Raw genomic sequence first — 12,137 nt, forward strand, 5'->3', positions numbered from 1 at the left:
ACTCGCGCCCGTATCAACTGGATGTTCACAACGGACAAAGCTCGCACCAAACTGGGGCGCGCCTATCCAGGCATACCCAAAGAGTCAAAATCACTGTGACGAGCTACTAGTCGACGGCACGCAGGCCAAACGCAACCGTCGTGCCGTGGTCATAACCGCAGTCGCTCTCTCAGCCGCAGCCGTTGATTATCAACCTCTACCGGACAATCCTTCCAGTCTTTCTCGGATTATCGAAACCGGCCGCCTAATACATCTTGTTTGGGTAGCAAGGACGACCTCGATGACCGCACTTCAGCCCACAGCCGACCCAGCGAACGCCGCCGCGCTCCCCGCCCCCGCAGCGCCGGCGGCGCCGGCGATCCCCACGAAAACCTGGATCGCGGTAATCGGGGCGACGCTCGGCGCGTTCATGGCGGTGCTGAACATCCAGATCGTCAACGCCTCGCTCGCCGATGTGCAGGGCGCGATCGGCGCCGGGATCGACGACGGCGGCTGGATCTCGACCTCCTATCTGATCGCCGAGATCGTGGTGATCCCGCTCTCCGGCTGGCTCGCGCAGGTGTTCTCGGTGCGCATCTATCTGCTCACCAACGCCGCGCTGTTCCTGGTATTCTCGGCGGCATGCGCGCTGGCGCAGGACCTGCCGCAGATGATCGCGCTGCGCGCCGTGCAAGGCTTCACCGGCGGCGTGCTGATCCCGATGGCGTTCACGCTGATCATCACGTTGCTGCCGAAGGCCAAGCAGCCGATCGGGCTCGCGCTGTTCGCGCTGTCGGCGACGTTCGCGCCGGCGATCGGCCCGACCATCGGCGGCTATCTCACCGAGAACTGGGGCTGGCAGTACATCTTCTATGTCAATCTAGTGCCGGGCGCCGTGATGATCGCGATGCTCTACGTCTCGCTCGATCCGAGCCCGATGAAGCTGTCGCTGATCCGCCAAGGCGACTGGCTCGGCATCATCACCATGGCGATCGGCCTCGCCGCGCTGCAGACCGTGCTGGAGGAAGGCAACAAGGACGACTGGTTCGGCTCGCCCTTCATCGTCCGCCTGTCGGTGATCGCCGCCGTCGCGCTGGCCGCCTTCCTGATCGTCGAGTTCACCGTGGAGAAGCCGCTGCTCAATCTGCGCCTGCTCGCCCGCCGCAATTTCGGCTTCGGCATGCTGGCCAACTTCCTGCTTGGCATCGCGCTGTACGGCTCGGTGTTCATCCTGCCGCAGTACCTCGCGCGCATCCAGGGCTACAATGCCGAGCAGATCGGCATGGTGCTGGCCTGGACCGGGCTGCCGCAGCTCGCGCTGATCCCGCTGGTACCGCGGCTGATGCAGCGCTTCGACCCGCGCCTCATCATCGGCGTCGGCTTCGCGCTGTTCGCCGGCTCCAACTTCATGAACATCTTCATGACCAACGACTACGCCACCGACCAGCTGTTCTGGCCCAACATCGTCCGCGCCATCGGCCAGGCGCTGGTGATGGCGCCGCTGTCGGCGGTTGCGACCGCGGGCATCGAGCTGGAGAATGCGGGCTCGGCCTCCGCGCTGTTCAATATGATGCGCAACCTCGGTGGCGCGGTCGGCATCGCCGTGCTGCAGACGCTGCTGACCAAACGCGAGCAATATCACTCCAACGTGCTGATGCAGTCGGTCTCGCTGCTGGAACAGGCCACGCGGAGCCGGATTGAGCAGCTGACGCAGTATTTCATGAACCACGGCGTCGCCGACCAGGCCGCGGCCGCCCACCGCGCAATCGCGGCGATCGGCAAGGTCGTGCAGAAGCAGGCCTACATCCTCGCCTTCAGTGATACCTTCTACCTGCTCGGCGTCGCGCTGATCATCGCACTCGCGGCGACACTCTTCCTGAAGAAGCCGGGCCAGCTCGCTGGCGGCGGTGCGCACTAACCCAAGCCACAACCACGGAGAACGACCATGAAGCCCCGCATGAACTTCTACCAGGCCGCACCCGAGACCATCAAAGCGCTGGTCGCGGTCGAAAACCAGATTGCTGCGAGCGGCCTCGAGCAATCGCTGATCGAGCTGGTCAAGACCCGCGCCTCGCAGATCAACGGCTGTGCCTACTGCATCAACATGCACACCGAGGACGCCCGCAAGCATGGCGAGACCGAGCAGCGGCTCTATCTGCTCAACGCCTGGCGCGAATCCCCGCTCTACAGCGAGCGCGAGCGCGCGGCGCTAGCCTGGACCGAAGCGCTGACGCTGGTGTCCGAGACGCATGCGCCCGACGCCGACTATGAAGCCGTGCGCGCCCAGTTCTCGGACAGCGAGCTGGTCAACCTGACCACGCTGATCGGCGCGATCAACGCCTGGAACCGGATCGCCATCGGCTTCCGCGCGGTGCATCCGGTGAAGGCGAAGGCGGCGGCGTGAGGGCAGACAAACGATGATCTGTCCCCGTCATCCTGAGGTGCGAGCCTCTTCGGCGAGCCTCGAAGGATGTACGGCCACGGTCGGGCCGTCGACCCTTCGAGAGCCGCTAAAGGAGCGGCCACCTCAGGGTGACGATAAAAAAAGTCGCTCCGGGTAGTCAGACCGCCGTCGCCTTGGCGAACTCGACATAGATCTCGCGCAGGCGGTCGGTGATCGGACCGACCTTGCCGCCTCCGACCTTCTTGCCGTCGATCGCGACCACCCCCTGCACGAACACGGAAGCGCTGGTGATGAAGGCTTCCTTGGCGGCGAGCGCTTCCTCGATCGTGAAGGCGCGCTCCTCGATGCGCAGCTGGCGTTCCTCGGCGAGCTTGACCACCGCCTTGCGGGTGCAGCCGGGCAGGATCTCGTTGCCGTTCTGCCGGGTCACGATGACATCGTCCTGGGTGACGATGAAGGACGAGGACGAGCCGCCCTCGGTGACCTTGCCGTCCTCGATCATCCAAGCTTCGCCGGCGCCGGCCGCGGCCGCCGCCTGCTTGGCCAGCACCTGCGCCAGCAGCGCCACGCTCTTGATGTCGCGCCGTTCCCAGCGGATGTCGGGCACCGTGATGACGTTGATGCCGGTCTTGGCCGAGGGCGCGTTGATGATGTCCTTTTCCGAGGTGAACATCACGAGCGTCGGCTTGACGTCGGCCTTCGGGAAGGCGAAGTCGCGACCCTTGTCGGCGCCGCGGGTGACCTCGAGATAGACCATGCCGTTGACGAGGTCGTTGCGCGCAACCAGCTCCTTCTGGATCTCCTCGATCCGCTCCAGCGTCTCCGGCAGCGCGAGCTGGATCTCGCCGACCGAACGCTTGAGCCGCGCCAGGTGTGAGGCGTTGTCGATCAGCTTGCCCTCGAGCACCGCCGCCACCTCGTAGATGCCGTCGGCGAACAGGAATCCGCGGTCGAACACCGAGACCTTGGCCTCCGAATGCGGCACGAACGAGCCGTTGACGTAAGCGATCTTTTCCACGCGAGTTCTCCTGCGGACGAAGGGGGGTTCAGGCCTTCGTATACGCAAATTGTTAACGGGGGAAAACCCTGTAGCAGCCGTCATTCCGGGGCGATGCGCAGCATCGAACCCTCAGGTGCGCCTCTTCGAGGCGCCCCGGAATGACAGGCGGAGAGGCTCCCTAAGCTCAGTGCTGCAGGATCTTCGACAGGAACTTCTGCGCGCGGTCGCTGCGCGGCGTGCCGAAGAAGTCGGCCTTCTTGGCGTCCTCGACGATCTCGCCGCGGTCCATGAAGATGACGCGGTCGGCGACCTTGTTGGCAAAGCCCATTTCGTGGGTCACGACCATCATGGTCATGCCCTCGCGGGCGAGGTCGACCATCACGTCGAGCACTTCGCTGATCATCTCCGGGTCGAGCGCCGAGGTCGGCTCGTCGAACAGCATGGCGATCGGGTCCATCGCCAGCGCGCGGGCGATCGCGACGCGCTGCTGCTGGCCACCGGACAACTCCGCCGGAAACTTTTTGGCATGATCCTTCAGCCCGACGCGCTCCAGAAGCTTCATGCCCTTGGCGGTGGCGTCCTCAGACTTGCGGCCGAGCACCTTCTCCTGCGCGAGGCGGAGATTGTCGATGATGCGCAGATGCGGAAACAGCTCGAAATGCTGGAACACCATGCCGACGCGCGAACGCAGCTTCGGCAGGTCGGTCTTGGGATCGTTGACCTTGACGCCGTCGAGCGTGATGTCGCCGCCCTGGATCGGCTCCAGCGCATTGACGCATTTGATCAGGGTCGACTTGCCCGAGCCGGACGGGCCGCAGACCACCACCACCTCGCCCTTGGCGACGCTGGTGGTGCAGTCCTTCAGCACCTGGAAGCTCGGCCCGTACCATTTGTTGACGTGGTTGATCTCGATCATGCGTGACTCAGGCGTTGCAGCGAGCGCGCTTCCACCTCTCCCATCGGGAGAGGTCGGCGCGCAGCGCCGGGTGAGGGATTGCGGTCTATCGATGGAGCAAAACCCCTCACCCGGATCGCTGACGCGATCCGACCTCTCCCGATGGGAGAGGTGAAGGGGGCCGTGTCTTGAATGTTCGAAAGCATGACTGGCTACCGGACAATCGCGATGCGCGACTGCAGGCGGCGAACGCCATAGGACGCGACACAGGAAATGACGAAGTAGACCAGCGCGGCGAACAGGTACATTTCGACCAGGCGGCCGTCGCGCTGCGCGACCTTGCTGGCGGCGCCGAGGAAATCCGGGATCGACAGCACGTAGACCAGCGAGGTGTCCTGGAACAGCACGATGGTCTGCGTCAGCAGCACCGGCAGCATGTTGCGAAACGCCTGCGGCAGCACGACGTAGCGCATCGACTGCGCGTAGGTCAGGCCGAGCGCGCTGGCCGCGGCCGGCTGGCCCTTCGAGATCGACTGGATGCCGGCGCGCATGATCTCGGAGAAATACGCCGCCTCGAACGCGATGAAGGTGATCAGCGAGGAGGCGAAGGCGCCGACCGTGATCGGCCGCGACGCGCCGGTCAGCCACTGCCCGATATACGGCACCAGGAAGTAGAACCAGAAGATCACCAGCACCAGCGGCAGCGAGCGGATGAAGTCGACATAGAAGCCCGCGATGCGCCCGAGCACCTTGTAGCTCGACAGCCGCATCAGGGCGATCAGGGTGCCGAACACCAGGCCGCCGAACGCTGCGAGCGCGGTCAAGGTCAGCGTGAAGCGCATGCCCTCCAGGAACAGGTAGGGCAGCGAGCGGCGGATGACGTCGAAATCGAAACTGCCGATCATCGTCATTTGCCCGTGATGTAGCCGGGGATCGCGACATAGCGCTCGAGGAAGCGCATCGCGGTCACCACGACGAAATTGAGGAGCAGGTAGAGCACGGTTGCCGCCGTGAACGCCTCGAACACCTGGAACGAGAACTCCTGCATCGAGCGGGCCTGGCCGGTCAGTTCGATCAGGCCGATGGTGATGGCGACCGCGCTGTTCTTGATGGTGTTGAGGAATTCGGAGGTCAGCGGCGGCAGGATGATGCGGAATGCCATCGGCAGCAGCACGTAGCGATAGGTCTGCACCGTGGTGAGGCCGAGCGCGGTCGAGGCCTGCTTCTGCCCGCGCGGCAGCGAGGTGATGCCGGCCTGCAATTGCACGGCGACGCGCGCCGACATGAAGAAGCCGACGCCGATCGCGGCGGTCCAGAACGGCGCATTCGGCAGTTGCTTCAGCCACAGCCCGGCCGACCGCGGCAACAATTCGGGCAGCACGAAGAACCACAGGAACAGCTGCACCAAGAGCGGCATGTTGCGGAAGAACTCGACCCAGCAGAAGCCGATCCACGACGCGGCCCGCGACGGCAGCGTGCGCAGCACGCCGATCACCGAGCCGGACACCAGCGCGATGATCCAGGCCAGCACCGACACCTTGACGGTGACCACCAGCCCCGACAGCAACAGGTCGAGATAGGTGCCGGTCCCCATCGGGTTCGGCTCAAGGAAGATGTGCCAGTTCCAATTGTAGTTCACAGGTCCCCCACGCGGCCGTGCCGGTCACGGCATTACGCCGGCATCGCGCGCGGCGTCTATGCAAATGTCCGGCCATTCTCCTCCAAAAATGGCCGGACATGCTAACTTTCAGGACCCGCTCCCAAAAGGGACGACGGGTCATACACAGCGGTCAGTTGACCAGATAGGCATCCGGATCCGGAGAGTCCGACGGCTTCGCAAACTGCTTCTTCATCTCCGGTCCAGCCGGCGAGTTGAGATTAAGGCCCTTCGGCGGGATCTTTTGGGTGAACCACTTGTCATAGATCTTCTGGCCCTCGCCGCTGGTGTAGAGCGCGGCGGTTGCGGCGTCGACGACCTTCTTGAACGGCGCGTCGTCCTTGCGCAGCATGATGCCGTAGGGCTCGGGCTTGGAGAACGCGTCCTTGGAGATCACGTAGTCATCCGGCGACTTCGAGCCGGCGACGAGACTCGCGAGCAGGATGTCGTCCATCACGAAGGCGACCGCGCGATCGGTCTCGACCATCAGGAAGGCCTCGGCATGATCCTTGGCCGGGATGATATTGACGCTCAGCCCGCGCGCGAGGTTGGCCTCGGTCAGCTGCTTGATGTTGGTGGTGCCGGCGGTCGAGACCACCGTCTTGCCCTTCAGATCGTCGATCGAATTGATCTTGCTCGCCTTCTTGGTGACGTAGCGGCTGGCGGTCAGGAAGTGGCTGTTGGTGAAGGAGACCTGCTTCTGGCGCTCGGCATTGTTGGTGGTCGAGCCGCATTCGAGGTCGACGGTGCCGTTGGCCATCAGCGGAATACGCGTCGCCGAGGTCACCGGGTTGAGCTTGACCTCGAGCTTGTCGAGCTTCAGCTCCTTCTTCACGGCATCGACGATCTTGTAGCAGATGTCCATGGCGTAGCCGACCGGCTTCTGGTTGTCGTCGAGATAGGAGAACGGGATCGAGGAGTCGCGGTAGCCGAGCGTGATCGCGCCGGTGTCCTTGATGTTCTTCAGCGTGCCGGTCGGCTCCTGGGCTTGCGCCTGGCTCGCGCCCAGCGCGGCGGCGAGCGCGAAGCCGATCAGATAGTTGCGTGTCATACGTCTACTCCTTGCGTGGAAACGGTCGTTCTAGTGCGTGAGAATATCAGCGAGGACGGGTGCGATATAGCGGCGAAACAGTTCCGGATTCTCGCTCATCGGAAAATGACCGAGCTGCTCCATGATCGTGACGCTGGCGCCCCCTATTGCCGCTGCGGTCCGCCTCGTATCCTCGGGCGTGCAGGAGAAATCATACTCGCCCGTAAGCAGATAGAGGTTGCATACTTTAGTCTCGATTGACGCGACCCGGCCGCGCAGGTCGCCGTCGACACGGTAGAAATACAGGTCGCCCTTGAACACGCCGGGGCCGCCCTGCTTGTAGGCCCACAGCGTTTCCATCCGCGCAGACTCCGGGCTTTGCGGGGCGATCAGCCCGGACACCAGCGCGGCGCAGACTTCGCCGCCGTGAACATCCGGCCGGTTCAGCCAGTTCGTGTCATACCACGGCGCCTGGAAATCGGCAGCCTCGAGCCCGATCAGCGCGCGGAACTCGGCGGCATATTCGATCGCAAGGTTAAGCACGATGCGGCCGCCGATCGAGCAGCCCATCACGACAGGCTTCTCCAGCCGCAGCGCACGGCAGAAAGCGCGGATGGTCTCGGTGTAGCGCGCAGTGGTGAGTTGGTATTCATCGCCGGTCCAGCTCATCGGGGGATTCGACTTGCCATGCCAGGGCATATCGAAGGCAATGATGCGGAAATTTTCGGCAAATTGCGTATCCGCGAGCAGATGGCGCCACTGCCGCGCATCCGATCCCGCGGTGTGCAGGCAGACCAGCGGAATGCCCGTGCCGTTCTCCTCGAAATAGATCCGGTGCAGCTCGCCGCCGATCTCGACGTGAACGTAGCGGCCGACCATCGGCTCGATGTGGCCGTCCATGATCTTGCCGCTCATGATACGGCCGCCGCGAAATGCTGCCGCGGCAGCGCCAGCAGGTCCTTGAAGTATTGCAGATGCGCCATGAAGGGATGCAGGTCGCCTTCCAGCACGGCCTCGCCGCGCTTGGTCAACGCCAGCAGATCGTGCCAGCCGGGCTTCGGCTCGGCCTGCCAATAGGCGGACCAGGCCTGCGGCGTCGCGCGATAGGAAAAGCGCCAGGAGCGCATCAGGACCGGCGAAGGCGCAAGTTCGACGATGCGCCCGGCCCGGATCGCGGCATGAAACGGCCGCGCCATCGGGCCGATCAGGCAGTCGCAATCGAGCAGCCGCCCGCGCGCAAGCAGCCGAGGGGCCTCGTCGAGCAACGCGGGAAGGCCGGCAAACGCCCTCGTCACAGCGTCGTCGGTGGCGTCAGGCGATGGCGTCATCTGTCGGGCGGCGTTCCTACAGCGGGCGGCGCCATGATGACGGCAAGCGCGCAATCCCGCAAGGCGCCGATGCCTTTGGGTTCCCTTGATTATTCGCTTGACCAAACCCGGCTTGCCGGTCAGGCGCGCACACCCCGCGCCCTCCCGGCACATTGCCAGGAACGGCCAATCCGTCCGACCAAAGGCCGATTGAATTCCGCGGCTCGGCAGGTCGCGCCAAATCGCGGCAGACCAATTGTCGCAGCCGGCGCTTCGAGCGCAATTCGCGCTTCCGTTGCCCGCCCCGTTCTGTCCAATGCGCTCGGTCCCAGCATGACAGGGACAATCATTGCCAACACCGAACAAGACGCGGCCGCGATCGAACGCGGTCATAAGGGAGAGATCGAGATGTCGCACCGCAATCGCTTGATGGTCCTGCTCGCCGCCGCCGGCATGCTGGTGTCAACAGCGGCGCTCGCGCAGGACTATCCGACCAAGCCGATCACGCTGATCGTGCCATGGCCGGCGGGCGGCTCGACCGATATCTCGATGCGCGCGATCGCCGAGAGCGCCTCGAAGGTGCTGGGCCAACCGATTGCGGTCGACAACAAGGCGGGCGGCGGCGGCACCGTGGGCCCCGCCACGATGGCCGCCGGCGCCAAGCCCGACGGCTACACCATCGCCCAGATCCCGATCACCGTGTTCCGCCTGCCCCTGATGCAGGAAGTGTCGTGGGATCCGGCGAAGGATTTCTCCTACATCATTCACCTCACCGGCTACACCTTCGGCGTCACCACCAACGCGGAGTCGCAGTTCAAGACCTGGCAGGACGTAGTCGATTTCGCCAAGAAGAACCCGAGCAAGGTGACCTATGCGACGCCCGGCACCGGCACCTCGCTGCATGTCGGCATGGAGCAGATCGCCCTGATGGCCGGGATCAAGCTGACCCAGGTGCCGTTCAAGGGCGGCGCCGAGACCAATGCGGCCGTGCTCGGCCAGCACACCATGCTGCAGGCGGATTCCACCGGCTGGCGGCCGCTGGTCGATGCCGGCAAGCTCCGCCTGTTGATGGTGTGGACCGGCGCGCGCTCGCCGAACTATCCGGACGTACCGACGCTGAAGGAGCTCGGCTACCCCATGGTCTATGACTCGCCGTTCGGCATCGCCGGCCCCAAGGGCATGGACCCCAAGATCGTCGCCAAGCTGCACGATGCCTTCAAGAAGGCGATCGAGGACCCGGCGGTGATCGCAACGCTGGCCAAATACGACATGGTGCCGAACTACAAGAACACCGAGGACTACAAGAAGTTCGTGGGGGAGGTCACCGAGTCCGAGCGCAAGGTGATCGACACGCTGGGGCTGGCGAAGAAGTAAGGACTGGCCGCGAAGTCTCCGTCCGTCATTGCGAGGAGCGAAGCGACGAGGCAATCCATCCCTCCGCACATGCGGTGAAATGGATTGCTTCGCTTCTCTCGCAATGACGGGGATAGGTCGATGCCCCACCTTGCGACTTGACGAGAGCACATCCCATGACAGACCAAACCAACGTCAAATTCCGCCTCAACAACTCCGAGCTCTGGGGCGGGCTGATCGGGCTCGGGCTCGGCGCCTTCGTGATCTGGTCGGGCCTCAAGCTGAAGCTCGGCACCATCAACGATCCCGGCTCCGGCTACGTGCTGTTCTACACCGGCATCCTGATGTGCGTGTTCGCGGCCTCGATCATGATCGCGGCGGTCACCGAGGGCGGCCCGACCTTCGCCTCGCGCTGGGAGAATGCGCGCTGGGGCAAGCCGGTGCTGGTCATCGTCTGCCTCACGGCGTTCGCCTTTGCGCTGGAGCCGCTCGGCTTCCTGCTGTCGGCGATTCCGCTGATGCTGTTGCTGCTGCGCGTGATCGATCCGGTGCGCTGGTCGCTGGCGATCCCGCTGTCCATCCTTGCCCCGCTCGGGATGTGGTGGGTGCTGAAGCACCTGCTCGCGATCCAGCTGCCGAGCGGCATGTTCGAGATCGGTTGAGCGCCCATGGATACTCTCGTCAACGTCGCCCACGGCCTCGGCGTCGCGCTGCTGCCGATCAACCTGCTCTACTGCTTCATCGGCGTGTTCATCGGCACGCTGGTCGGCGTGCTGCCCGGCATCGGCCCGATCTCGGCGATGTCGCTGCTGCTGCCGGTGACGCTGTCCGGCACGCCGGAATCCGGCATCATCATGATGGCCGGCATCTATTACGGCTCGATGTATGGCGGATCGACCACCTCGATCCTGGTCAATATCCCCGGCGAAGCGGCTTCCGTCGTCACCTGCATCGACGGCCACCAGATGGCCAAGCAGGGCCGCGCCGGCCCCGCGCTCGGCATCTCCGCCTTCGGCTCGTTCATCGCCGGCACCTTCGCGCTGATCGCCCTGATGCTGGTGGCGCCGTCGCTCGCCAGCGTCGCGATCGCGTTCGGGCCGGCCGAATATTTCAGCCTGATGGTGCTCGGCCTGGTGGTGCTGACCTTCCTCACCCAGGGCTCGATGGCCAAGGCGCTGCTGATGGCCTGCATCGGCGTCGTGCTCGGCCTGGTCGGGCTCGACAGCATCACGGCGCAGCCGCGGCTGACCTTCGGCCGCCTCGAGCTGATCGACGGCATCGGCCTGGTGCCGGTCGTGATGGGCCTGTTCGGCGTCGCCGAGGTGCTGCTCAACACTGAGCAGGCGATCAAGCGCGACATCATCAAGACCAGGATCAACCAGTTGCTGCCGAGCAAGGAGGACTGGAAGGCCAGCGCCGGACCGGTGGCGCGCGGCACGGTGCTCGGCTTCTTCCTCGGCATCCTGCCCGGCGGCGGCGCCGTGGTGGCATCGTTCGCCTCCTACGCGCTGGAGAAGCGGCTCTCGAAGCATCCGGAGCGCTTCGGCCACGGCGCGATCGAGGGCGTCGCGGGGCCGGAATCGGCCAACAATTCCGCGGCCGGCGGCGCCTTCATTCCGCTGATGACGCTCGGCATCCCACCGAACGTGGTGATGGCGCTGCTGCTCGGCGCCTTCGTGATCCACGGCCTGCAGCCGGGGCCGCTGATGATCTCGCAAAACCCGACGCTGTTCTGGGGCATCGTCGCCAGCATGTATATCGGCAATTTGATGCTCTTGGTGCTCAACCTGCCGATGATCGGCATGTGGGTGCAGCTGCTGCGGCTGCCCTACAACGTGCTGTTCCCGCTGATCATCCTGTTCACGATCATCGGCGTCTACTGCTCCAGCAACAACGTGTTCGACGTCCACGTCATGATCGCGTTCGGCGTGATCGGCTATTTCATGCGCAAGCTCGGCTACGAGCCGGCGCCGCTGGTGCTCGCCTTCGTGCTCGGGCCGATGCTGGAGAACAATCTGCGCAAGTCGCTGATCCTCTCGCAGGGCGACCTCATGACCTTCGTGGAGCGGCCGATCTCGGCGATCTGCCTCGCCTTCGCGCTGGTGCTGCTGGTCGGCCCGCTGCTGCCCTCGCTGCGCAAGAAGCGCGAGCTGGTGGCGCTGGATGAGGGGGCGTAGGAGAGCGAGCCCGACTTCAGCCGCGCCGGCAGCGCGCCCCCTCGCCCCGTTCTTACGGGGAGAGGGTTGGGGTGAGGGGCTGCCTCCGCAAGCACGGTGATAGCAGTATCCGCGGAGGCCCCCCTCACCCGCACGCGGCAGGGGTGTCCGGGGAAATTCAGGCATAGTGGAGCTCCATCTGGTCAGGTGAGATGGTTGATTTCCGACGGCTGGGGTTGATGGGGGGAGGTTTGTCGATGGCAGCGAGGGATCGACGCGTGAGCAGGAGCTGGCCGACGAGTTCGGCGAACCTGAGCGGGAGCATTTTGATGCAGTTGGTGTGAGCGGCGATGCGC

General features: G+C 64.5%; 12 protein-coding genes. 5 read left to right on the forward strand and 7 right to left on the reverse strand.

The genetic code is table 11. The annotated features are described in order from the left end of the window. The first annotated feature begins 280 nt into the window (after positions 1-280). Positions 281-1,897, forward strand: coding sequence for an MDR family MFS transporter (locus tag ACZBJS_RS40845; RefSeq protein ID WP_316398421.1), 1,617 nt, complete (start codon positions 281-283; stop codon positions 1,895-1,897). Positions 1,898-1,924: 27 nt separating this feature from the next. Then, on the forward strand, positions 1,925-2,383 hold the full coding sequence (locus tag ACZBJS_RS40850) for a carboxymuconolactone decarboxylase family protein (RefSeq protein WP_057015474.1): 459 nt from the start codon (positions 1,925-1,927) through the stop codon (positions 2,381-2,383). Between the two features lie 157 nt (positions 2,384-2,540). Here the strand turns inward: ACZBJS_RS40850 and ACZBJS_RS40855 are convergent, their stop codons facing one another. The 7 genes from ACZBJS_RS40855 to ACZBJS_RS40885 form a co-directional block, all read right to left on the reverse strand. After that, complete coding sequence (locus ACZBJS_RS40855; protein WP_057015475.1) at positions 2,541-3,401, reverse strand: D-amino-acid transaminase; 861 nt, start codon at positions 3,399-3,401, stop codon at positions 2,541-2,543. A 166-nt stretch (positions 3,402-3,567) separates the two neighbouring features. After that, positions 3,568-4,299 (reverse strand): amino acid ABC transporter ATP-binding protein, encoded by a 732-nt coding sequence (locus ACZBJS_RS40860; RefSeq protein WP_057015476.1) that lies wholly within the window; start codon positions 4,297-4,299, stop codon positions 3,568-3,570. A gap of 191 nt (positions 4,300-4,490) precedes the next feature. Next, on the reverse strand, positions 4,491-5,183 hold the full coding sequence (locus ACZBJS_RS40865; protein WP_057015486.1) for an amino acid ABC transporter permease: 693 nt from the start codon (positions 5,181-5,183) through the stop codon (positions 4,491-4,493). A gap of 2 nt (positions 5,184-5,185) precedes the next feature. Then, complete coding sequence (locus ACZBJS_RS40870) at positions 5,186-5,917, reverse strand: amino acid ABC transporter permease (protein WP_168856500.1); 732 nt, start codon at positions 5,915-5,917, stop codon at positions 5,186-5,188. A 151-nt stretch (positions 5,918-6,068) separates the two neighbouring features. Beyond that, entirely contained in the window at positions 6,069-6,986 is a 918-nt protein-coding gene (locus ACZBJS_RS40875) for an amino acid ABC transporter substrate-binding protein (RefSeq protein ID WP_057015477.1), read from the reverse strand. Positions 6,987-7,016: 30 nt separating this feature from the next. After that, entirely contained in the window at positions 7,017-7,880 is an 864-nt protein-coding gene (locus ACZBJS_RS40880; RefSeq protein ID WP_316398420.1) for an alpha/beta fold hydrolase, read from the reverse strand. Further along, positions 7,877-8,293, reverse strand: a complete 417-nt coding sequence (locus tag ACZBJS_RS40885) for a hypothetical protein (protein ID WP_310883303.1) — start codon at positions 8,291-8,293, stop codon at positions 7,877-7,879. The genes ACZBJS_RS40880 and ACZBJS_RS40885 overlap by 4 nt, the downstream gene beginning before the upstream one ends. 387 nt (positions 8,294-8,680) lie before the next feature. Here ACZBJS_RS40885 and ACZBJS_RS40890 point away from each other — a divergent pair, with 387 nt between their 5' ends. The 3 genes from ACZBJS_RS40890 to ACZBJS_RS40900 all read left to right on the forward strand — a co-directional run bounded on the left by ACZBJS_RS40890 (position 8,681) and on the right by ACZBJS_RS40900 (position 11,802). Beyond that, positions 8,681-9,646: a Bug family tripartite tricarboxylate transporter substrate binding protein gene (locus ACZBJS_RS40890; RefSeq protein ID WP_316398419.1), complete on the forward strand. Its 966-nt coding sequence runs from the start codon at positions 8,681-8,683 to the stop codon at positions 9,644-9,646. Positions 9,647-9,801: 155 nt separating this feature from the next. Next, a complete protein-coding gene (locus ACZBJS_RS40895) occupies positions 9,802-10,287 on the forward strand; it encodes a tripartite tricarboxylate transporter TctB family protein (RefSeq protein ID WP_028332964.1) in 486 nt (161 codons plus the stop codon). A gap of 6 nt (positions 10,288-10,293) precedes the next feature. Further along, positions 10,294-11,802, forward strand: coding sequence for a tripartite tricarboxylate transporter permease (locus tag ACZBJS_RS40900; protein WP_028341157.1), 1,509 nt, complete (start codon positions 10,294-10,296; stop codon positions 11,800-11,802). Positions 11,803-12,137: the final 335 nt, after the last annotated feature.

It is taken from the genome of Bradyrhizobium sp. KZN70725 (genome assembly GCF_055264925.1).